The following is a 22236-nucleotide window of genomic DNA, read 5'->3' on the forward strand; positions in this document are numbered from 1 at the left end:
GGCACGCGGATGGTTAGCGTCTGGGCATGGCTGACAAGGTGCTCGCGATCGTCCTGGCCGGTGGAGAGGGCAAGCGCCTGATGCCACTCACCGCAGACCGGGCGAAGCCCGCCGTCCCGTTCGGCGGGATGTACCGCATGGTCGACTTCGTCCTGTCCAACCTCGCCAATGCCGGCTTCATCAAGATCGTCGTGCTGACCCAATACAAGTCCCACTCACTGGACCGGCACATCACCATGACGTGGCGGATGTCGACGTTGCTCGGCAACTACGTCACGCCGGTGCCGGCGCAGCAGCGCCGGGGTCCCTGGTGGTTCGCCGGCTCCGCCGACGCGATCTACCAGAGCTTCAACCTGATCCACGACGAGCAGCCCGACTACGTCATCGTCTTCGGCGCCGACCACATCTACCGGATGGACCCCCGGCAGATGGTGGACGACCACATCGCCTCCGGCGCCGGGGTGACCGTCGCCGGCATCCGGCAGCCGCTGTCGATGGCCGACCAGTTCGGCGTGATCGAGGTCGGCTCCGACGGCCGGCGGATCCGGTCGTTCCGGGAGAAGCCCACCGACGCCGTCGGCCTGCCTGACGCGCCCGATCAGATCTACGCCTCGATGGGCAACTACGTCTTCACCACCAAGGCGCTGCTGGAGGTGGTCGAGCGGGACGCGGAGGACAAGAGCAGCAAGCACGACATGGGCGGCAGCATCATTCCGATGCTGGTGGAGCGCGGCGAGGCCAACGTCTACGACTTCCGCGACAACGAGGTGCCGGGCAGCACCGACCGCGACCGGGGCTACTGGCGGGACGTGGGGACGCTCGACTCGTTCTACGACGCCCACATGGACTTGATAAACGTGCACCCGGTGTTCAACCTCTACAACTTCGACTGGCCCATCTACACCGAGCAGCCGCCGTACCCGCCGGCGAAGTTCGTCCACCAGTGGGGCGAGCGGGTCGGCCGGGCCGTCGGCTCGATGATCTCGCCCGGCGCGGTGATCTCCGGCAGCCTGGTGGAGAACTCGATCGTCTCGCCGAAGGTCAAGGTGCACTCCTGGGCGCACGTCGACGGCTCGGTGCTGATGGAGGGTGTGGACATCGGCCGGCACGCCGTGGTCCGCCGGGCCATCCTCGACAAGAACGTGATCGTCCCCGAGGGGGCCGAGATCGGCGTCGACCTGGAGAAGGACCGGCAGCGCTACACCGTCTCCGACAACGGCATCGTGGTGATCGGCAAGGGGCAGCGGGTCGAGCCCTGAACCGGCCGCCGTGCCCAGTCGCGGTGCCCCCGTCGCGTGTGACCCCGGCCCCGCCGGGAAAGCCCCATCGTCCGTAGCGTCCCTGGAGGTTGCAGCAGTGGCCCACCCCCGCGCCGGTCAGCCCGCCGAGCCCGCCGACCTGGTCGACGTGCCCCGGCTGGTCACCGCCTACTACGCCGAGCATCCCGACCCGGACGACCCGGCGCAGCAGGTCTCCTTCGGCACCTCCGGGCACCGCGGGTCGAGCCTGCGCAACGCGTTCAACTCCGACCACATCCTCGCCGTCACCCAGGCGCTGTGCGACTACCGCCGTCGGCAGGGCCTCGACGGGCCCCTCTTCCTCGGCCGGGACACCCACGCGCTGTCCGCCCCGGCGGCCGTCGACGCGCTGGAGGTGCTCGCCGCCAACGGGGTCACCGTGCTGCTGGACAGCCGCGACGGGTACACCCCCACCCCGGCGGTGTCGCATGCGATCCTCACCCACAACCGAGGCCGCGCCTCCGGGCTGGCCGACGGCGTCGTGATCACTCCGTCGCACAACCCGCCCGACGACGGCGGGTTCAAGTACAACCCGACCCACGGCGGCCCGGCCGACTCCGACGTCACGAGGTGGATCCAGGACCGCGCGAACGAGATCCTCGCCGCCGGGCTCAAGGAGGTCAAACGCATCCCGTACGCGCGGGCCCGCGCCGCCGACACCACCGGCGCGTACGACTTCCTCGCCCGCTACGTCGACGACCTGCCCGCCGTGCTCGACCTCGACGCCGTCCGGGCCGCCGGGGTGCGCATCGGCGCCGACCCGCTCGGCGGGGCCAGCGTCGCGTACTGGGGGGAGATCGCGCAGCGGCACGGGCTCGACCTCACGGTGATCAACCCGACGGTCGACCCGACCTGGCGGTTCATGACCCTCGACGGCGACGGCAAGATCCGGATGGACTGCTCCTCGCCGAACGCGATGGCGTCGCTGATCGCGGCCCGTGCCGACTACCAGGTCTCCACCGGCAACGACGCCGACGCCGACCGGCACGGCATCGTCACCCCCGACGGGGGCCTGCTCAACCCCAACCACTACCTCGCGGTGGCCATCGGTCACCTGTTCCGTACCCGGTCGAACTGGGGCCGGGACGCCGCGGTCGGCAAGACCCTGGTCTCCTCCTCGATGATCGACCGGGTCGCCGCCGACCTGGGCCGGCCGCTGCTGGAGGTGCCGGTGGGGTTCAAGTGGTTCGTACCGGGCCTGCTCGACGGGGCGGTCGGCTTCGGCGGCGAGGAGAGCGCCGGGGCGTCCTTCCTGCGCCGCGACGGCGGCACGTGGACCACCGACAAGGACGGCATCCTGCTCTGCCTGCTCGCCGCCGAGATCATCGCGACGACCGGCAGGACGCCCAGCCAGCACTGGACGGAGCTGGCCGATCGCTTCGGCGCCCCCGCGTACGCGCGCATCGACGCCCCGGCGGACCGGCGGCAGAAGGCGGTGCTGGCCAAGCTCTCGCCCGAGCAGGTGACGGCGACCGAGCTGGCCGGCGAGCCGATCACCGCGACGCTGACGACCGCGCCCGGCAACGGGGCGGCGATCGGCGGGCTGAAGGTGACGACCGAGTCCGGCTGGTTCGCCGCCCGGCCGTCCGGCACGGAGGACGTCTACAAGATCTACGCCGAGTCCTTCCAGGGGCCGGAGCACCTGGCCCGGATCCAGCAGGAGGCCAAGGAACTGGTGACGGCGGTGCTCAAGCGGGCGTGATCCCGAGCGACATCGCCGGATCCGAATAACCTGAGCGGAGGTGATCCGTTACCCCTAACGGAAACCCGGGCCGGCTACGGCCCCGGGGTCGCGGGGGAAGGAGCGCCATGCGCGCGGTGACCATGACGGGGGCCGGGTCGTGAGGGTCGTGGTGACCGGGGGCGCCGGCTTCATCGGTGCCAATCTCGTCCGGGAACTCCTCCGGGTCGACGGGATCAGCGAGATCGTGGTGGTGGACGACCTGTCCACGGGCGCGCTGGACAACCTGGCGGACCTCCCGGTTCGCCTGCTGGTCGGTTCCGTCATGGACCCGGACCTGCTCGACGAGGCTGTTCCCGGCGCGGCGAGCGTGGTGCATCTGGGTGCCCTCGGGTCGGTCCCCCGATCCATCGCGGACCCGCTGCGAAGCCACCACGCCAACGCCACCGGCACGCTGACGGTGCTGGAGGCGGCGCGGCGGCACGGCGTCGGGCAGACCATCCTGGCGTCCTCGTCGTCGGTGTACGGGGCCAACCCGGTGCTGCCGAGGCGGGAGACGCTGCGCCCGATGCCGATGAGCCCGTACGCGGTGTCGAAGCTCGCGACCGAGGCATACGCCAACGCGTACGCCGCCTGTTACGGGCTGCCCGTGCTGCCGTTCCGGTTCTTCAACGTCTTCGGGCCCCGGCAGGCCGCCGACCACGCGTACGCGGCGGTGGTCCCGCGCTTCGTCTCGGCCGCGCTGGACGGCCGCCCGCTGGAGATCTTCGGCGACGGCCTGCAGACCCGCGACTTCACCTACGTCGGCAGCGTCACCGCCGTGCTCGTGGACGCGATCCTGCGCAGGGTGCACACCCCGGACACGGTGAACCTCGCGTTCGGCGCCCGGGTCTCGCTGCTCGACCTCGTCGCCGAGTTGGAGGCGGTGCTCGGCCGGCGGCTGGAGAGGGTGCACCGCCCGCCGCGCGTCGGGGACGTACGAGACTCCCAGGCGGACTCCGCGCGGCTGTGTGAGCTGTTTCCCGCCGTGCGTCCCCACCCGCTGCGCGCCGGTCTGGAGGCCACCGTCGGCTGGATGGCCGGTCGCGTGCCCGCCGGTCGCTGACCATGCCGGATCCCCACTCGGCGCTGGGGACCGTCGCACCCGAGGGGCCGCCGGATTCCGGCACGCGGGTGCCCGTCGCCGAGCCGCCCGCCGGGGCCGGCCGTAGCCGCCGGCTCGCCGCCGGTGTCCTCACCGCCGGCCTCGCCCGGGGTGCCGGCCTGCTGGCGCCGGTGCTCCTCATCCCGATCTGCCTGTCCCGGCTGGGCGCGGAGCGCTACGGACTGTGGATGGCGGTGCTCGCCCTGACGGGGATGGCGGCCTTCGCGGACCTGGGCCTCGGCGCGGGGTTGATGACCAAGCTCGCGCCCTGTTACGCCAGCGGTGACACGGCCCGCGCGCGCGGGTACGTCTCCACCGCCTACGCGGTGCTCACCGCCGTGGCCGTGGTGCTGTGCGCGCTGCTGTGGTCGCTGGCCTGGCTGGTGCCGTGGACGTCGCTGTTCAACGTGGCGGGGGCGGTGGACCCCGCGGAGACCCGGGCCGTGGTCCTGATCTGCCTCACCTCGTTCCTGGTGAACATCCCGCTGGCCCTGGTGGTCCGTGTGCAGTACGCCTACCAGCAGGTGGGCGAGAGCAACCTGTGGCAGGGGGCGGGCGCCCTGGCGACGGTCCCCCTCGTGCTGCTCGTGGCGTGGCTCGGGCTGCCGGCCGTCGCGGTCGTCGCCGCCGCGTCGGCGGGGCCGCTGCTGGCCAACCTGACGAACAGCGTGTGGGTCTACGGCCGGCGGATGCCCGGACTACGGCCGGGGATCGGCGCGGTCGACCGCAGGCTGGGGGCCGCGCTGCTCCGCCTCGGCGGGATGTTCTTCCTGGTGACCGTCCTGACCGGGCTGTCCACCAACATGGACAATCTGATCATCACGCACACCCTCGGACCGCAGAGTGTCACCGCGTACGCGGTGCCGGCTCGGCTGGCCCTCCTGCTCGGCGCGCTCGTGACGATGCTCAACCTGCCGCTCTGGTCGGCCAACGGTGACGCCCTGGCCCGCGGCGACCTGTCCTGGATCCGGCGGACGGTCCGTCGGATGGTCGTGCTCTCCCTGCTCGCCACCGTGCCGCCGGCGATCGGCCTGGTGGTGGCGGGTGATCGACTGTTCGCCGTCTGGCTGCCGGTGCCGCTGGACGGGAACCGGTGGCTGCTCGGCGGCCTCGCACTGTGGTTTCTGCTGATCGGCTCGTTCTCGGCCCTGATGATGGTCCAGAACGCTGCCGGGGTGGTCCGCCCGCAGATGGTCGGGCTGATCGCCTACGTCGCCGTCGCCGCGGTGGCCAAGTGGCACGCCGTCGAGGCGTACGGCATCGCGGCCATCCCCTTCGTCGGCACCGCCGTGTACGCGCTGACCGTGCTGCCCGCCGGGCTGTACGGCTACCGGCGGACGCTCGCGCGGTACGACAGCCCCCACCCGGCGAGTCCGTCCGTGGGGCACGCCGTTGAGCAGGGCAGCGCCGCCACCGGAGTCCGCCAGGAACGGAGATCGAGACCATGACGCAGACGGCCGACCGGGCGGACTGGGTGGCGATTGTCGGTCCCTTCCGGTTTCCCTGGGGCCAGGCGAGTTCCCGGCGGGTCCACGGCATCGCCTGCTCGCTCGCGGCGGCGGGGCGCCACGTCGTCGTCGCCTGCGGCGAGCACGGTCCAGGGCTGACCCCGCTGCCCGAGGCGGTAGGGCCCGGCTCGGTGTCCTACCTCGGGATGGGCGAGATCCCGCCGGTTGGGGCGGGAAAGATCGACAAGGCGGTGCGGGCGTGGTGGAGCTGGGGGGCGCGGACGGTGCGCTGGCTGGACAGTCGGCCCACGAGGCCAAGTCATGTCGTGCTCTACAACGGTGACGCCCCGTACGCCGCGCGCCTGCGGAGCTGGTGTCGTCGGAACGCGGTGCCCGTGATCGCCGACGTGGTGGACCGGTACAGCCCCGAGCAGCTCCGGGGTGGCCGGTTCGCCCCGCCGTACCTCAGCGCGCTGCTGGCGTTCCGGTACCACTACCCGCGCTGTGCCGGCGTCATCGCGGTCAGCTCCTACCTGAGCGACCACTTTCGGGGGTACGGCCTGCCGGTTCTGCGGGTGCCGCCGACACTTGACGCGCGCGGGCTGGCCGGCCTCGCCGACCGCCGGCCAGACGAGGGCGATGCCGTCCGCCTCGTGTACGCGGGGGATCCGGGCCGCAAGGACCTCGTCGCCACCATCGTGCGGGCGGTTCGGCAGGTGAACAGGGCCGGGTACCGGGTCGAGTTGCGGGTCGTGGGTCCCACCGTCGAGCGGGTCCGCGAACTGCTCGGGGGCGAGCCGGTGCCGGCCGGCGTGCGGGTGCTGGGTCGGCTGCCGCAGCAGGAGGTGTGGGCCGAGGTCCGGGAGGCGGACTTCAGCGTGCTGCTGCGCCCGCCGACGCGCTTCAACCGGGCCGGGTTCCCCACGAAGTTCGGCGAGAGCCTGGCCAACGGCACGCCGGTCATCGCCAACCTGACCAGCGACCTGGGTGAGTACCTGACGGACGGGGTCGAGGGGCTGGTCTGCCCCGACCACTCCGTGGACGGTCTCGTCGAGACCCTGCACCGGGCGCTGCGGCTGAGCGTGGAGGATCGGTGCCTCATGCGCAAGGCCGCTCGCCGACGGGCGCTGGAGGCGTTCGACTTCCGGATCCACGCACGGGCGCTGACCGATTTCCTGGACTCGGTCCGGCACTGACCCTGAGTGCAATATGTACCTTTTAGTGCTATTGCGTGACTGGCTGTGGTCTGGGTCGTTGATCCCAGCGACGAACGACAGTCCGAACAAGGTCGGGGACGGGGAACGCTGATGAACCCAACGACAGCGGGGCGTCGGGTGTTGATCACCGGGGGGACCGGCTCGTTCGGCCGGACGATGACCCGGCGGCTGCTCGATCGGGGTGTGGGCGAGGTCCGGGTGTTCAGCCGGGACGAGGCCAAGCAGGACGTGATGCGCCGCGCCCTCGGCGACGAGCGGGTGAGCTACCACGTCGGCGACGTGCGCGACTACGACAGCGTGGAGCGCGCCTGCCGAAGGGTCGACTTCGTCTTCCACGCCGCCGCGCTCAAGCAGGTGCCGTCGTGCGAGTTCTTTCCGCTGGAGGCCGTCCGCACCAACGTGCTGGGCAGCGCGAACCTCATCGAGGCGGCCACCCGCAACGGCGTCCGCTCAGTGGTGGTGCTCAGCACGGACAAGGCCGTCCACCCGATCAACGCCATGGGCCTGACCAAGGCGATCATGGAGAAGGTCGCCCAGGCGCACGCCCGGGCCAACCCGGGCGGCGGCACCGTCGTGTCCTGCGTCCGCTACGGCAACGTCATGTACTCCCGCGGCTCGGTGATCCCGCTGTTCATCGAACAGATCAAGGCCGGCGCGATGCCAACGGTGACCAACCCCGCGATGACCCGGTTCCTGATGTCCCTGGCCGACTCGGTGGAACTGGTCGAGCACGCCTTCGCGCACGCGCGGGCCGGCGACATCTTCGTCCGCAAGGCCGCCGCCTGCGCCATCGGCGACCTGGTCGTCGCCCTGTGCCAGCTCTTCGACGTGCCGGCCAAGTACGACGTAATCGGGGTGCGGCACGGCGAGAAGCAGCACGAGACGCTGGCCAGCCGAGAGGAGCTGGCGCGGGCCGAGGACTTCGGCGACTTCTACCGGGTGCCGGTCGACGCCCGCGACCTCAACTACGCGGCGTACGTGACCGAGGGGATCCTCGGCGGGCGCCCGGCCGAGGACTTCACCTCCGCGAACGCGCGGCGACTGACCGTACCGGAGATCGTGGCGCTGCTGCGCACCCTGCCCGAGGTCCGCGCGGAGCTGGCCCTGCGCGAACCGGCGCTGACCTCGTGAGGGTGGCGATCACCGGCGCAGAGGGCTTCCTCGGCTGGCACACCCGGGTGCTCCTGCGCGCGCTCGGCTGGCCCGATCCCGTCCTGATCGGCCGGGCCGACCTGGCCGACGCGGCCGTTCTGGCCGACCGGCTGCGGGGCGTCGACCGGGTGCTGCACCTGGCCGGGGTCAACCGTGGGGAGCCGACCGAGGTGGCGGCCGGCAACGTCGCCGTCGCCGAGGCGCTCGTGCGCGGCCTGCGCCGCTGCGCGCAACCACCGAAGACCCTGGTGTACGCGAACACCACCCAGGCCGGCAACGGCACCCCCTACGGCGACTCGAAGGCGGCGGCGGCGGCGATCCTGGCCGGGGCCGCCGCCGGCTGCCAGCTCGTCGACCACCGCCTGCCGCACCTGTACGGCGAGCACGGGCGGCCGTTCTACAACTCGGTCACGGCGACGTTCTGCCGGGTTCTCGCCGACGGCGGGGAACCCGAGCTGCGCGACGACCGCGAGCTGCGCCTCGTGCACGTCACCGACGCCGCGGCCGCGCTGCTCGACGCCCCGCCGGCCGGGGTCTGGGACGCCTCGATGCCGGCGCTGCGGATCAGCGTCCGCGCCCTCGCCGACCGGCTGGCCGGGTTCGCGGCGACCTATCGCGGGGGAGAACTCCCGTCGCTGGCCGACCGGCACGACGTGCGGCTGTTCAACACCTACCGCTCGCACCTCTTCCCGGCGTGCTACCCGATGCCGCTCGTCCGCCGCGTCGACCACCGGGGTGAACTGGTGGAGGCCGTCAGGACCCACGGTGGCGGGGGGCAGACGTTCTGCTCGGCCACCCGCCCCGGCGTCACCCGGGGGCAGCACTTCCACCTCGCCAAGGTCGAGCGCTTCGTCGTGCTGCGCGGACGCGCCGAGATCAGGCTCCGCCGGGTCGGCCAGCGGCGGCTGGTCCGGTTCCCGGTCGACGGGGCCGAGCCGGTCGTGGTGGACATGCCGACGATGTGGGCGCACGACATCACCAACACCGGTGACGAGGACCTGCTCACCCTCTTCTGGACGAACGACCTTTTCGACCCGGCCCGGCCGGACACCTACCCGGAGCCCGTGGCCGCCGCGTAGAGCGCGGCGTGAGCAGCCGGGGGTCCGGGGATCGAACGACGGAGGTGGCCCTGATGACCAGGGTGATGACGGTGGTCGGCACCCGACCGGAGATCATCCGGCTGTCCCGGGTGCTCGATCTGCTGGACCGGACGGTGGACCACGTCCTCGTGCACACCGGGCAGAACTGGGACCCGGCGCTGTCCGACGTGTTCTTCAGTGACCTGCGGCTGCGCCGCCCCGATCGGTTCCTGCGGGTGGACACGTCGTCCCTCGGCCGGGTGCTCGGCGGGGTGCTGGTCGGTGTGGAGGCGGCGATCGAGGAGTACCGCCCGGACGCCCTGTTGGTGCTCGGCGACACGAACAGCTGCATCGCGGCGCTGATCGCCCGCCGGATGCGGGTGCCGGTCTATCACATGGAGGCCGGCAACCGCTGCTTCGACCTCAACGTGCCCGAGGAGACCAACCGGCGCATGGTCGACCACGTCGCCGACTTCAACCTGGTCTACACGGAGCACGCCCGTCGCAACCTGCTCGCCGAGGGGCTGCACCCGCGCCGCGTCCTGCACACCGGTTCGCCCATGCGCGAGGTGCTGGAACACCACCGCGCCGCCGTCGACGCCTCCTCGGTGCTCGATCGGCTGGGCCTCGAACCGGGAGGGTACTTCGTGGTCAGCGCCCACCGCGAGGAGAACGTCGACGACCCGGCGAGGCTGCGGCGCCTGCTGGACTGCCTGGCCGCCGTCCGGGACACCTGGCGGCTGCCGGTGCTCGTGTCCACCCACCCGCGTACCCGTAAGCGGCTGGAGGCGATCTCCGCCGCCGACGTGGCGCTCGACGCCATCGACTTCCACGAGCCGTTCGGGTTTCTCGACTACGTACGCCTACAGACCCAGGCGCGGTGCACCCTGTCGGACAGCGGCACGATCAGCGAGGAATCCGCCATCCTCGGCTTTCCCGCCGTGACGCTGCGGGAGTCGATCGAGCGCCCGGAGGCGCTGGACGCCGGCGGCATCATCATGACCGGGCTGGACCCGGTGGGCGTCGTCGAGGCGGTCGCCCTCACCGTCGAGCAGGTGGCCGCGCACGGCGTGCCGTGCCCGGCGGACTACCAGGTGGGGGACACCTCCCGTCGGGTGGTCGACTTCATTCTGTCGACCGTGCGCCGACACCACGACTGGGCCGGGATCCGCCCCAGGCTCCAGCCCACGCGGTGACGAGCCGCCGCCGGCCGGCGGCGGCTCGTCACGACACGGGGACCCGGTCGACCCGCCACAGTCGGCACCACTGTCGCGCGACGTGGTGAAGAGTGAGTGGTGAATCGCGTAGCACGCGGGCGAGTTCGGCGCGCTGAGCGTCGGCCATGCCGGCCTGTTCCAGCGCGGCCCGCGCCCAGACCTGCGGCCCGGCGCTCAGTGGCACCAGGGTCAGCCCCGTGACGAGGGTGGACAGCTCCCGTAGGCACCGCAGGTCGTTCGCCACGACCGGAACACCGACCGCCAGCGCTTCGAGCACCACACCGGGCAGGCCCTCCCGGATGGAGGGCAGCAGCAGCACGTCGGCTGCGTGCAGCACCGAACCGATCTCCTCCACCTCCCCGGCGAGCACGACGTGCGGGTCGCGGTCGACGCCCGGATGCGCGGTGGTCAGGTCGCCGGTGCCCAGCGGGCCGGCGACCAGCAGCCTGGTGCCGGGGCGACGCGCTCTCGCGGCGCGGTGCACCTCGACGAGGAAGGGGCGGTTCTTCACGGGGTCGGCCCGACCGAGGTAGCCGAGCACCGGGACGTCGTCCGGCAGGTTCCACCGCCGTCGGGCGTCGGCGCGGTCCCAGCCGTCGGTCCTGGCGGTGTCCACGCCGTTGTACAGCACCCGGTACCGGCGGTCGTTCGGCCGGGGCCCGGCGAAGTCGAGCGCCGCGGCCGTCACCCCGAGGACGTCGGTCGCGGCGTGCGCCAGCACGGCCCTGCACAGTCCGCGCAGGAGCCGACGCCGCAGCGAGGCCGGCTTGCTGTCGCCCTCGCTCCAGATCCGGGCGATCCGTACCGGCACCCGGTTGACCCGGGCGGCGGCCAGGACCACCGCGCTGAACAGGCTGATGTGGGACACGACCACGTCGGGACGGGTGGCGCGGAGGCAGCGCCAGATCCGCAGGGGCAACAGGGCGAGCGGACGGACCGGACACCGCAGGACGGCGGCCCCGGCGGCCCGGTAGGCCGGCGCCAGCGACCCCTCCGAGTCGTCCAGGGTGACGAAGGTCTGGTGCGCCTGTTCGGGCGGCACGGTGCGGCAGATGTCCAGCGAGGCCGTCTCGATGCCCCCCCGGTCGAGGCGCCCGACGACGTGGAGGACCCGGACGGCCGGCGCCGACTCCCGTGGACGGTGCTGGGACGGACGGGTTCCGGTCGGGTCCGCGAGGGTCATGGGAACTCCTTGCTCGGCAGTGGGGCCGGCCGGGCGGTGCCGTGCGCCAGGCCGTCGGGCGTCAGGGCACCGCGGGCAGCGGGCGTCTGCGGTGGGGGCCGAACCGGCAGGCCAGCCACACCAGCAGGATCACCGGCATGGAGTACTTGCAGAGGCAGAACAGGATGTTGTCGAGGTCCGAACCCTGGGTGGTGACGAGAACCCACACCGAGGGTGCGATCAGCTTCGGCACCAGCTCCGGCGCGTCCACGGCCGCCGTGTAGTAGCCCTGGACGGCTCGGATGACGAGACCGAAGGCCACGAAGGAGAGCACGCCGCCGACCAGGCCGAAGTTGATGATGCCCTCGCCGGCCATGCCGTAGATCTTGCTTGAATCGCCCCGTCCCTCCGGGTAGAGCGGGTTGTAGAGGATCCGCGATCCCACATCGACCTTGCTGGCTGGCACGTTGGGAAAGAGGCCGTCGGGCAGGAACATGAACCACGCGTTGGCATAGGTCGCCCCGAGCACCGGCTCGAACTGGCCGTCGAGGTAGCGGTGCAGGATGACACCCTGGATGTCGGCCCGGCCCAGGTCCGCGGTGAGCAGCATCGGCATGTCCCGCCCCGTGTCCGACACCGCGCCCTGGATCGTGCCGGCCCGCCGGATCTCGTCGATGGCCTTGGTGCCGCCCAGCTTGTAGAAGGCGTACAGGTAGATGAAGGCGAAGACGAGGACCCCCACCATGGCGAGGACCTTGCGGGGCACCCGTCGGACCGTGACGTTGACGAGGACGAGGGCCAGCAGCAGCGGCCAGAGCGTGCTGCTGCGACTGCCCTTGAGCCCGCCGATGAAGAACTGGGTCACGGTCAGCGCGAGCACGAGCAGGACCAGCAGGACGGTGCGCCGGGCGAACGTCTTCCGCCAGCGGACGAGCACGAGGGTGAAGACGAGGTAGGGAAACGCCTCGGCGAGCACGATGAGGGGGCCGAGCCCGGTCATGTCCTTGACCCGGTTCGCCTGGTCGGCCATCGTGTCGACGAAGCCGTCGAGGCCGCCGAAGATGGCGATCTCGTAGCCCATGGCGGCGATGCTGAGCACTGCCAGGGCCAGGCCCGCCAGGTAGAAGGTGGGCATGTTCATCGCGCGGACCCGGCGTGGCCGGCGGCGTGGCCGGCGGGGGAGGGCGAGCACCACCCGGTAGAGGCCCGTGCCGACCGCGTTGAGGATGCCGAGCGCGCCGAGCGCGTCGCGCCAGGCCGGTTGGTCGTAGACCCCCGTCACCCACTCGTTGAAGGCCACGTTCAAGATCGGCGCGAGGTAGAGGAACTGGAGCCCCAGCAGGCCCGCGCAGGCCCGGGGGTCGAACACGTCGGTGTCCCGGCGGAACCACCTGAGCGCCTCGGCGCCGATGAGGATGCCGGTCAGGGTCGTGGGAACCATGAACCAGTGGCGCAGGTCCGGTAGGCACACCAGCAGCGCGATGCTCAACGACGTCACGAGAACCCCGGCCAACACATTGTCGTCCACCGGCTTCCCCGTGGTCACCGGCCCGGTCGCGCCGTACGCGTCGACGGGTCGTGTGGCGGGACCAGCCAGGGTCGTCATCGGATCCTCCTCGTGCGGCGACGGTGGGTGGGCAGGTGGCGTCGACACCCCTCTAACCAGGTCCGGGCCGGGAACGTTACTCAGCGCGACGGGTCGAGGGCTCAGGTAGCTCCGTCCGGGTGGCCGGAGACCATATCGAGCAAAAGTGGGCAAATGGTCTGTTATGGGCGTTTCTCTGGCGCTGTTCGGTCGTTGCGATGGGTGTTACGGGGGCGTATCGCCCGGCGGCAACCGGCTCACGCCTGCCGGCGGCCGGGGCGCCGGCAGCGGCGGACGGATCGGATGAAGAGATGCATGTAGTGATCATGGCCGGCGGCAAGGGAACGCGGCTCAAGCCGTACACGACCTCGCTGCCGAAGCCGCTGGTGCCGATCGGGGACAGCCACGCGATCCTGGAGATCGTCCTGCACCAGCTCGCACGTTGCGGGTTCACCGACGTCACCCTGGCGATCAACCATCTCGGCTCGCTGATTCGGGCCTTCGTCGGCGACGGTGCCCGGTTCGGGCTGCGCGTGCGGTACGTGGAGGAGAGCGTCCCCCTGTCGACGATCGGGCCATTGTTCGGCATCCGCGACCGGTTGCCCGAGCACTTCCTGGTGATGAACGGGGACGTGCTCACCGATCTGGACTACGGCGACCTGCTGCGTACCCACGCCGCCTCGGGGGCCCCGCTGACCGTGGCGACCTTCCGCCGCACCGTGAAGATCGACTTTGGGGTGCTGTCGGTCGAGGACGGCCGGGTGGTCGAGTTCAGCGAGAAGCCCGTCCTCGACTACCGCGTCAGCATGGGCGTCTACGGCCTGTCGGCGCGCACCATCGCCGCGTACCCCGAGGGCCTCGCGTTCGGCTTCGACCAACTCGTGTTGGACCTGCTCGACCGCGGCGAGCCGCCGGCGAGCTACCCGTTCGACGGGTACTGGCTCGACATCGGCCGGCCGGAGGACTACGACGAGGCAAACCGGGCGTTCGAGCGGCTCCGGCCGATCCTGCTGTCCCCGCGTACCCCGGAGCCGGTGTGACCACCGTCCTGGTATTCGGCGGCTCCGGATTCATCGGCGGGCACGTCCGCGCCGCCCTCCACCCGCACGCGGCGCTGGTCTGCCCCGGCCGGCGCGACCTCGACCTCGTCGCCTGCGGCGTCGACGAACTGGGCGCGCTGCTGCGCGCCTGCCGGCCCGACGCGGTGGTGGCCTGCACCGGCCGGATGGACGGGCGGGTTGACGAACTCGTCGCGGCGAACGTGTCGGTGACCGCGAAACTCGTCGAGGCCGTCGCGGCCCACGCCCCCGGCGCGCGGCTGGTCCGGATCGGCTCCGCCGGCGAGTACGGGCCGGTGCCGCACGGGCACGCCGCCGCCGAGAGCGACGAGGCGCGCCCGGTGAGCGAGTACGGCCTGACCCACCTGACCGCCACCCGGCTGGTCGAGTTGGCCGCTGCCGCGCGCCGGGTGGACGGAGTCACGCTGCGGGTGTTCAACCCGATCGGCCCCGGCCTGTCCGCCGACACCGTGCTCGGCCGGGTCGCCACGCTGCTGCGCCGCGCCACGCCGCCCGGCGGCCCGGTCACCGTCGGCCCGCTGTCGGCCCACCGGGACTTCGTCGACGTCCGGGACGTGGCCGCCGCGGTGGTCGCCGCCGTCCGGGCGCGACGGCTGCCGGAGCGGGTCTACAACGTCGCCAGCGGCCGGGCCGTGCCGGTCCGGGAGGCGGTCCGGCTGATGGTGGAGGTGGCCGGCTTCACCGGCGGGGTGCGCGAGAACCAGCCGGCTCCGGGCCGATCGGCGGCGGTCGACTGGATGTGCGGCGACATCTCCCGAGCCGCGCGCGACCTGGGCTGGACGCCCTCGTACGACCTCGCCGAGTCGGTCAAGGCGAGCTGGGCCGGGGCGGGCGCCTGAGCGGTCCGCCCGCGTGGGCGGACCGGTGCACCGAGCACGACAAACGAGGGGAAGAGAAGAACGTGTATCGCAGGATAGGGATCGTCGGCCTCGGCTACGTCGGGCTGACGCTGGCCGCCGCGCTGGCGCGCAAGGGGTTCGAGGTTCACGGGGTGGACGCGAACCCGGAGGTGCGAGCGGCGTTGCGCGACGGCCGCCCGCACATCTTCGAGCCGGGCATCGCCGAGGTGTTTGCCGAGCATGCCGGCCGATCGGTGTTCGTCGACGACAGACTGCCGGCGGACCTCGACGCGGTGGTGCTCAGCGTCTCCACGCCGGTGGACGAGCGGTCCCGACGGCCCGAACTGACCAACCTCGCGGCGGCGGCCGGACAGGTGGCCCGCTGGTGCGGCCCGCAAACCCTGGTGGTCGTCCGCAGCACCGTCCCCGTCGGGACGAGCCGGCGGGTGGTGCTGCCGGCGCTGACCGGGGCGTGGGGGCGGGCGCTGCTGGTGATGGCGCCGGAACGGACCATCCAGGGGCAGGCGTTGCGGGAACTGGTCGAGCTGCCCCAGGTCGTCGGCGGCCTGGACGACGAGAGCCTCCACGCCGGGCTGGAGCTGTTCGGCGGGCTCGCCCGGCAGACCGTCCCGGTGTCCAGTCTGGAGGCCGCCGAACTGGTCAAGCTCTCGAACAACTGCCACACCGACCTGATCTACTCGTTCGGCAACGAGGTGGCGTTGATCGCCGAGCGGCACGGCCTAGACCCGCTTGAGGTGATCCGGGCCGCCAATCTCGACTATCCCCGGCCGGACCTGAGCCGGCCCGGGTACGTCGGCGGCGGCTGCCTGTCGAAGGATCCGTACCTGATGGTGTCCAGCGCCGGTGACGACGGCGCCTTCCTGGTCGGGGCGGCCCGGCGGCTCAACGAGCACCTGCCGGTGCACGTCGCCGAGACCGTCGTGGAGTTGATCCGGCAGCGGCGCGGCGACACCACCGGTGCCCGGCTGGCCGTGCTGGGCTGGGCGTACAAGGGTTGGCCCCCCACCGACGACATGCGGGGCACGCCCATCGCCGCGATGATGCCGGTCTTCCAGGCGGCCGGGCTGGTCGTGCTCGGTCACGACCCGATGGTGCCCGGCCAGGTGATCCGGGCCTACGGCGGCGAGCCGACCAGCCTGGACAAGGCGTTCAGCGACAGCGACGCGGTGCTCGTGGTCAACGACCACCCCGACTACCGGGCGCTGGAGGTCGGCGGGCTGCTCGCAGCCGGCGGGGCGGGCATCGTCTACGACTCCTGGCGGATCCTCGACGAGGCTGCGGTGACCGCCGCCGGCGCGCGGTACGCCGGCATCGGGTACCTTCCCGCGCCGCGCGCCGCCGCCCCCACCGGCCGGGTGACGGCGTGACGCGGGCACTCGTCCTCGGCGGTGCCGGCTTCATCGGCGTGCACCTGACCGAGCGACTGCTTGCCGACGGGTACCGGGTGGTCGTCGTCGACGACTTCTCCCGGGGCCGCGACGACGAGCGCCTCGGCGCGCTGCGTGCCGACCCGGCCGTCGAGGTCGTCTCGGCGGACCTGACCCGGCCGCGGGCGTGGGCGGCGCTGCCGCGTGGCTGCGACGAGATCTACCTGCTCGCCGCCGTGGTCGGGGTGCGCAACGTCGAGGCCGATCCGGCGCGGGTGATCCGGGTCAACACTCTGACGGCGCTGCACCTGCTGGACTGGGTCGAGCCCGGCGACCGGGTCTTCTTCAGCTCCACCAGCGAGGTGTACGCCGGTGGCGTCGACGCCCGCGTCGTGCCGGTGCCGACCGCCGAGGACGTCCCCGTCATGATCACCGACGTCACGTCGCCCCGGTTCTCGTACGCCATCAGCAAGCTGCTCGGCGAGGCCGCCTTCGTGCACGCCGCCCGCGCCCGGCGGTGCGCCGCCACGGTCGGGCGCTTCCACAACGTGTACGGCCCGAGGATGGGCACGGACCACGTCATCCCGGAGATGTCGCTGCGCGCCCTCGACGGGGAGGACCCGTTCCGGGTGTGGGGCGCCGACCAGTACCGCGCGTTCTGCCATGTCGACGACGCGGTCGAGGCGGTGCTGCGGCTCATGCGCTGCCCGGCCGCGGCCGGCGAGATCGTGCACATCGGCAACGACGCCGAGCAGACCAACATCGGCGACCTGGCCAAGCTGGTGCTGCGGGTCGCCGACGCGGCACCGGCCCTGCAACCGATGCCCGCGCCGCCCGGGTCGGTGCACCGCCGCTGCCCGGACCTGGCGACGCTGCGCCGGCTGACCGGCTTCGAGCCGACGGTGCCGCTGGAGGACGGGGTCCGCCGGACCTTCGACTGGTACCGCGCGTGGCGTGCCGGCACGGCGGGCAGCCGCCACTGGTGAAGTGCGGGTTGGTGGCGGTGGCGGGAGCGGTCGGCTCCCGCCACCGCCGCGTTTCGTGACCGGGTGGGGGCCGCCGACGATCGGACGCGCCGGCGGTGCGGTCCACCGGCGCGCGGAGGCGGAGGGCTCACCGCCGGTCCGTGGCCTCGCGGACCGACTGGTAGAAGGCGTGCCGCCGGGGCTCCAGAAAGTCCCGGGAGTAGTGCCGGGCCCGGGCCAGGTTGCGGGCCGAGGCGACCGTCATCCGATCCGGGTCGGCCAGCATCCCGGCGATCGCCCCCGCAAGCGCGTCGGGATCGTCGGGGCGGACCAGGTCCTCGCGGGACAGCAGCTCCGGGATTCCGCCGACGGCCGTGCCGATCGCCGGAAGCGCGCGGGCCATCGCCTCGATCAGCGCGCGGGGAAGCCCCTCGGTCCGCGACGGCATGACCGCCAGGTCAGCCGCGTCGAGGCGGGCACGCAGCGGCGCACCCGGCGCCACCCAGCCGGCGAACGTCACCCGGTCCGCGACGCCCCGCGCCTCGGCCAGGCCCTTCAGGTGCCCGGCGAACCGCCCGTCACCGGCGTGGACGAGCCGGACGTCGACCCCGGAGGACACCAGCACCGCCACCGCCTCGACGAGGGTGTCGACGCCCTTGTAGAGCTGGTCCAGCGTACCGATCGAGATGAGCGTGTGCCCACGCTTGGAGTTGGCCCGGACGACACGCGGGCCGGGGGCGAACGCCTCGGGCGGCAGGTCGATGCTCGACACGTTGGCCGTCGGGGCGTGCGGGGCCGCCGGGTAGCGGGCCTGGAGGTAGTCCGCGGTCACGTAGGAGACGGCGACCGCCGAGCCGCACTCCCGGCGCAGCCGGGTGGCGAAGCGCTGGCGCAGCAGGGGCCGCAGCGGATGGCGGACCACCCCCGGCGCGAGCACGTCGTACGGATCGCCCACCACCTCCAGGGCGTACGGCAGGCCGTGCCGGCGGCGGACGCCGGCCAGCAGGGAGCCGAGTGCGGAGGGCACGCGCAGGATCACCGCGTCGTCGCGTCCGGCCGCGGTCGCCATGGCGCGGCCGATGGGCACCCGCTGGCGCAGGTACTGCTGCGGCCCGACGTAGTGCGGCACCGGGTGCACCGTGACCCCGGGGCCGTCCACCCGCAGCGCCGTCTTCGGCACCTGGGGCGCTGCGGCGACCCGGGCCACCACGCGTACCTCGTCGAAGGCCGTGAGGTAGCGCCGCCAGACGTCGTAGCCGTGCGCGTGAGTGGTCCAGACCCGACCGTCGGGCGTCATGGCGTAGCGGTACTCGGTGGTGACGACGACCCTCACCTCGCCGGCACCCCCTTCACCACCACGCCGGCCGGCACGTCGCGCACCACGCAGGCCGCCGCGCCGACCGTCGCGCCAGCGCCCACGCGGCGTCCCTCCAGGACCACCGCGCCCGCCCCGATCAGCACCTCCGCGTCGAGCCGGCAGTCGCCGGAGACGGCGGCCAGCGGATTGACCGAGACGTGGTCGCCGAAGACGCAGTCGTGGCCCACCGTCACGTTCTGGTTCAGGTGTACGTGCCGGCCGAGGTCCACGTTGGTGGTCACCCGGGCACCGGCGAACAGCACCGTTCCCTCGCCGACACGCGCGTCCGGGCCGAGGGTGGCATCCGGATGGACCAGCACCGCCGCCGGCAGCCCGTACGAGTCGATCCGGTGGGCAACCCGCCCGCGCGCCCGTGGGTCGCCGATGCCGACCACGACGTGCGCGCCCCCGGCGTCGGCCAGGGTCGACACCGGGCCGAGCCACGGCACGCCGAGCCGCTGCACCCGCTTGCGGTTCTCCTCCGCCGGGTTGTCGTCGACGAACCCCCGGACGTGCCAGACGGGGCCGCCGGGTGCCGCGTCGTTGACCGCCCGGACGATGCCTAGGATCTCCCGGCCGTGGCCGCCGCACCCGACGATCACCAGTTCCGGGCTCACCGGGCCGGCTCCCTCACACGGTCGGGCACCGGTACGCCCCGGTACTCGTGGGCGGTCGCGCTGCCGGGTGCCGTGATGCCGTCCCGGCGGAGGACGGTGACCACCGTCCAGGCGAGGATGCGCAGGTCCAACAGGAGGCTGCGGTGGTCGACGTACCAGACGTCGAGTACGAAGCGTTCCTCCCAGCCGAGAGCGTTGCGTCCGCGTACCTGTTGCAGGCCGGTGACGCCCGGACGGACCTCGTGCCGGCGGAACTGCTCGGCGGTGTAGCGCTGCACGTACTGGGGGAGCAGGGGACGCGGCCCGACGAGGCTCATCTCGCCCCGCAGCACGTTCCACAGCGAGGGAAGCTCGTCCAGGCTCGTGGCCCGCAGCCAACGGCCCAGCGGGGTGATCCGCGCGGCGTCGTGGGCGGGGGACAGCGGGTCGCCCTCGGCCCGCATGGACCGGAACTTGACCAGTTCGAACAGCTCGCCGTGCAGCCCGGGGCGGGGCTGGCGGAACAGGACCGGTCGGCCCATGGTCAGGGCGATGGCGAGGGCGGTCGCCGCCATCACCGGGGCGGCCAGGACGAGCACCAGGGCCGCTACCGTCACGTCGAGAAAGCGCTTGATCCGCTCGTAGCGGTATTGGTTCATCCCCGTTCTCCCAGGAATTCTTCGCACGCCCTGAAGGAGAAGGACGTGGCGCGAGGCCGGGCTGCGGGACGGTGAGCGCTCATGGTGGACTCCTGTGGGGGATTCATACGGTATTCCACTTTTATCAGCTTTGATCACAATAGAAGGCCCAATGGCCAAAGTGGTCGCGACGGCGGTGCTTCGACGGGCGGCGTCGGGCGCGAGCGCCTCAGCGCTCGGCGGGCAGGCCCGCCGGCGTGGCGGAGCCGGCACCGAGGTGGCGCAGCAAGCGGTGGAGGATGGCCGACGGCGCGGGGACCGACATGGGGCCGTCACGCGTGATCCCCATCCGACTAACCCCGTGCGACGTGCCGCGTTACGGCCCACGGCCGGCGGCGGCCCGGGGAACACCGAACGGGTATATGGTGCTGCGGCGGGGCGTCCGGCCCGGCCCACCTCCTGGGGAGCGAGCTGTGCTGCATCTGCGGGTGATCGCGCCGCCGGACCAGTCGTCGGCAGTGGTGGATCTGCTCGGCGGGGACCCCGGCGTGACCCACCTGGTGGTCCTGCCCGGCGCGGCCCGCCTGCCCCGGGGCGATCTCGTTCTCTGCGACGTGGTCCGCGAGCGGGCCGACGCCATCCTGCACGACCTGCAACGACTCGGCGTCGAGGCACACGGCGGCATCGCCGCCGACGACGTGGAGCTGACGCTGTCCGCCGCTGCCGACCGGGCCGCCAAGGAGGTGCCGGGCAGCGGCGCGGACGCGGTCGTCTGGGACGAGGTCGCCGCCAAGACCGGCGAGCAGACCGAACTCTCCGCGACGTATCTGGTGCTGATCGTGGTGGCCACCATGATCGCCGGCATCGGTGTGCTGCTCGACCAGCCGATCCTGATCGTCGGCGCGATGGTGGTCGGCCCCGAGTTCGGCCCGCTCGCCGCCCTCTGCGTGGCGTTGCTGCGCCGCAGGCCCGCGATCATCGGCCGCTCGGTGCAGGCCCTCGCGGTGGGCTTCCTGGCCGCGATGCTGGCCACCGTGCTGAGCACCTGGGCACTGACCGCCGCCGGCCTGGTGAACCGTGGGATGCTGCTGGCCGACCGGCCGCTGACCGACTTCATCTGGCGGCCCGACGCGCTGTCCTGGGTGGTCGGCCTGCTGGCCGGCGTGGCCGGGATGCTCTCGCTGACCTCGAAGAAGTCCGGCTCGCTCGTCGGCGTGCTGATCTCGGTCACCACCGTTCCGGCCGCCGCGAACGTCGCGGTCGCCGTCGCCTACGGGGTGTGGCAGGAGGCGGCCGGATCCGCGCTCCAACTGGTGATCAACCTGTGCGCGATCGTGCTGTCCGGCCTGGCGACCCTCGCCGTACAGCAGCTTTCGTGGTGGCGCTTGTCCCGGCGGTTCCGCCGCCGGACGGCCCGGGCGGACGGGGCTGGCCGCTGACCACGGGGCGGCGCGACCGCCCGGTGAGCCCGGGGCTACAGCCCCCGTCGGCCGGCATCGGCCCCCGCGTCAGCAAGCGATCGACCCTCGCCGGCCCGGGCCGGCGCCCCGTCAGCCCGGGCCGGCACCCTCGTCCAGCAGCCGGGCGAGCAGGTCACGCAGCGGGATCGACTCGCCGTCGCGCCCGCCCTCGCCGACGATCAGGGGAGCGGGGGAGGGCGGCGGATCGGCCCCGAGGACCAGGGCGCGCAGGCTCGCGGGGACGGTCAGCAGATACCACCGCCCGGCGGTGTCCACCGCCCGGGTGCGGGCCCGGTCGACGTACCAGCCGGTGAGCTGGGTGCGGTAGCGGCCCCGGCCGTCGTACGACCGGGCGTGCAGCCGGGTCGTCGGGAGACCGCGTCGAGTCGCCTCGGCCACGAACCATGCCACGATCTGCGCCGCCCCGGCCTGCTCGGCCGCCCGCCGCCGCCCGTCCGCCTCGGCGTGCGCGCGGACCGCCCGCCGCTGCCGCTCCCGCCATGCGAGGCCGTCGTCCTCACCCACCCGAGCGACGGTACGCGACCCGCGCGCCTCCTCGCGGCCACGGTCCCGGGTGCGCGGCGCGACCGCGTACCCGGGAAGCCATCCGTCCGGTGCTGCCGGGGCGGGAACGGGTGCCGGGGGCCCCACGGCACCCGTTTTCGCGTCGGTCAGGCCAGCCCGGCGCGGCGCAGCGCCTCGGCCATCGCGTCGTTGACCGGCGCGGGAGCCCCGCCGCCCCGGCCCTGCCGCTGCTGCGGCCCGCCGCGCCCCTGCCCGTCCCGCGAACCGCCGCGCCCCTGGCCGCCGGTCTGGCCTGCCCGCGCGCCGCCGCGCCCGCCGGGTTGCTCACCCCGGGGCCCGCCGCGCTCGCGCCGCCCGCCCTCACGCGCCGCCGCGCCCACTCTCGGGGCCACCCCGCCCGGCCTCG

General features: G+C 72.9%; 20 protein-coding genes. 13 read left to right on the forward strand and 7 right to left on the reverse strand.

Annotated features, from left to right (window positions below; genetic code table 11):
* Positions 1–26 precede the first annotated feature (26 nt).
* From glgC to wecB, 8 genes are all read left to right on the forward strand, one after another.
* Positions 27–1259 carry a glucose-1-phosphate adenylyltransferase gene (gene glgC, locus MCAG_RS24490; protein ID WP_036375069.1) on the forward strand — a complete coding sequence of 411 codons (1233 nt, stop codon included), beginning with the start codon at positions 27–29 and terminating at the stop codon, positions 1257–1259.
* A 97-nt stretch (positions 1260–1356) separates the two neighbouring features.
* Positions 1357–3000 (forward strand): phosphoglucomutase (alpha-D-glucose-1,6-bisphosphate-dependent), encoded by a 1644-nt coding sequence (gene pgm, locus MCAG_RS24495; RefSeq protein ID WP_007075645.1) that lies wholly within the window; start codon positions 1357–1359, stop codon positions 2998–3000.
* Positions 3001–3139: 139 nt separating this feature from the next.
* Positions 3140–4084: an NAD-dependent epimerase/dehydratase family protein gene (locus MCAG_RS24500; RefSeq protein ID WP_007075646.1), complete on the forward strand. Its 945-nt coding sequence runs from the start codon at positions 3140–3142 to the stop codon at positions 4082–4084.
* A 2-nt stretch (positions 4085–4086) separates the two neighbouring features.
* Positions 4087–5571 (forward strand): lipopolysaccharide biosynthesis protein, encoded by a 1485-nt coding sequence (locus MCAG_RS24505; protein WP_007075647.1) that lies wholly within the window; start codon positions 4087–4089, stop codon positions 5569–5571.
* The gene (locus MCAG_RS24510) at positions 5568–6767 is read left to right on the forward strand and encodes a glycosyltransferase (protein WP_007075648.1); all 1200 of its coding nucleotides are present in this window, start codon (positions 5568–5570) and stop codon (positions 6765–6767) included. The genes MCAG_RS24505 and MCAG_RS24510 overlap by 4 nt, the downstream gene beginning before the upstream one ends.
* A gap of 111 nt (positions 6768–6878) precedes the next feature.
* A complete protein-coding gene (locus tag MCAG_RS24515) occupies positions 6879–7919 on the forward strand; it encodes a polysaccharide biosynthesis protein (RefSeq protein WP_007075649.1) in 1041 nt (346 codons plus the stop codon).
* 2 nt (positions 7920–7921) lie between these two features.
* The gene (locus tag MCAG_RS24520) at positions 7922–9019 is read left to right on the forward strand and encodes an NAD-dependent epimerase/dehydratase family protein (protein WP_232290268.1); all 1098 of its coding nucleotides are present in this window, start codon (positions 7922–7924) and stop codon (positions 9017–9019) included.
* Between the two features lie 53 nt (positions 9020–9072).
* Positions 9073–10215 (forward strand): non-hydrolyzing UDP-N-acetylglucosamine 2-epimerase, encoded by a 1143-nt coding sequence (gene wecB, locus MCAG_RS24525; protein ID WP_036377952.1) that lies wholly within the window; start codon positions 9073–9075, stop codon positions 10213–10215.
* A gap of 28 nt (positions 10216–10243) precedes the next feature.
* On the opposite strand, the gene MCAG_RS29860 is transcribed toward wecB, so the two are convergent.
* Positions 10244–11419, reverse strand: a complete 1176-nt coding sequence (locus tag MCAG_RS29860; RefSeq protein WP_007075652.1) for a glycosyltransferase family 4 protein — start codon at positions 11417–11419, stop codon at positions 10244–10246.
* Positions 11420–11480: 61 nt separating this feature from the next.
* Positions 11481–13004, reverse strand: a complete 1524-nt coding sequence (locus MCAG_RS24535; protein ID WP_036375071.1) for a hypothetical protein — start codon at positions 13002–13004, stop codon at positions 11481–11483.
* Positions 13005–13294: 290 nt separating this feature from the next.
* Between MCAG_RS24535 and MCAG_RS24540 the strand changes: the two genes are divergently transcribed.
* The 4 genes from MCAG_RS24540 to MCAG_RS24555 all read left to right on the forward strand — a co-directional run bounded on the left by MCAG_RS24540 (position 13295) and on the right by MCAG_RS24555 (position 17275).
* On the forward strand, positions 13295–14023 hold the full coding sequence (locus MCAG_RS24540; RefSeq protein WP_007075654.1) for a sugar phosphate nucleotidyltransferase: 729 nt from the start codon (positions 13295–13297) through the stop codon (positions 14021–14023).
* Positions 14020–14901, forward strand: coding sequence for an NAD(P)-dependent oxidoreductase (locus MCAG_RS24545; RefSeq protein WP_036375078.1), 882 nt, complete (start codon positions 14020–14022; stop codon positions 14899–14901). Before MCAG_RS24540 ends, MCAG_RS24545 begins: the two co-directional genes overlap by 4 nt.
* Before the next feature lie 62 nt (positions 14902–14963).
* Complete coding sequence (locus MCAG_RS24550; RefSeq protein ID WP_157548207.1) at positions 14964–16289, forward strand: nucleotide sugar dehydrogenase; 1326 nt, start codon at positions 14964–14966, stop codon at positions 16287–16289.
* A complete protein-coding gene (locus MCAG_RS24555; protein ID WP_007075657.1) occupies positions 16286–17275 on the forward strand; it encodes an NAD(P)-dependent oxidoreductase in 990 nt (329 codons plus the stop codon). The genes MCAG_RS24550 and MCAG_RS24555 overlap by 4 nt, the downstream gene beginning before the upstream one ends.
* 127 nt (positions 17276–17402) lie before the next feature.
* Here the strand turns inward: MCAG_RS24555 and MCAG_RS24560 are convergent, their stop codons facing one another.
* The 3 genes from MCAG_RS24560 to MCAG_RS24570 are packed head-to-tail and all read right to left on the reverse strand — an operon-like array spanning position 17403 to position 19866.
* Positions 17403–18587 carry a glycosyltransferase family 4 protein gene (locus MCAG_RS24560; RefSeq protein WP_036375081.1) on the reverse strand — a complete coding sequence of 395 codons (1185 nt, stop codon included), beginning with the start codon at positions 18585–18587 and terminating at the stop codon, positions 17403–17405.
* The gene (locus tag MCAG_RS24565) at positions 18584–19228 is read right to left on the reverse strand and encodes a NeuD/PglB/VioB family sugar acetyltransferase (protein ID WP_036375084.1); all 645 of its coding nucleotides are present in this window, start codon (positions 19226–19228) and stop codon (positions 18584–18586) included. Before MCAG_RS24565 ends, MCAG_RS24560 begins: the two co-directional genes overlap by 4 nt.
* Complete coding sequence (locus MCAG_RS24570; RefSeq protein ID WP_007075659.1) at positions 19225–19866, reverse strand: sugar transferase; 642 nt, start codon at positions 19864–19866, stop codon at positions 19225–19227. Before MCAG_RS24570 ends, MCAG_RS24565 begins: the two co-directional genes overlap by 4 nt.
* 452 nt (positions 19867–20318) lie before the next feature.
* On the opposite strand from MCAG_RS24570, the gene MCAG_RS24575 reads away from it, so the two are divergent.
* Entirely contained in the window at positions 20319–21284 is a 966-nt protein-coding gene (locus MCAG_RS24575) for a DUF389 domain-containing protein (protein WP_050778052.1), read from the forward strand.
* Between the two features lie 111 nt (positions 21285–21395).
* On the opposite strand, the gene MCAG_RS24580 is transcribed toward MCAG_RS24575, so the two are convergent.
* Together MCAG_RS24580 and MCAG_RS35195 are read right to left on the reverse strand one after the other, a co-directional pair.
* Entirely contained in the window at positions 21396–21830 is a 435-nt protein-coding gene (locus MCAG_RS24580) for a hypothetical protein (RefSeq protein ID WP_007075661.1), read from the reverse strand.
* A gap of 146 nt (positions 21831–21976) precedes the next feature.
* A partial coding sequence (locus MCAG_RS35195; protein ID WP_036375086.1) for a hypothetical protein occupies positions 21977–22236 on the reverse strand: 260 nt, incomplete at its 5' end.

Source organism: Micromonospora sp. ATCC 39149 (genome assembly GCF_000158815.1).
Taxonomy (GTDB): Bacteria; Actinomycetota; Actinomycetes; order Mycobacteriales; family Micromonosporaceae; genus Micromonospora.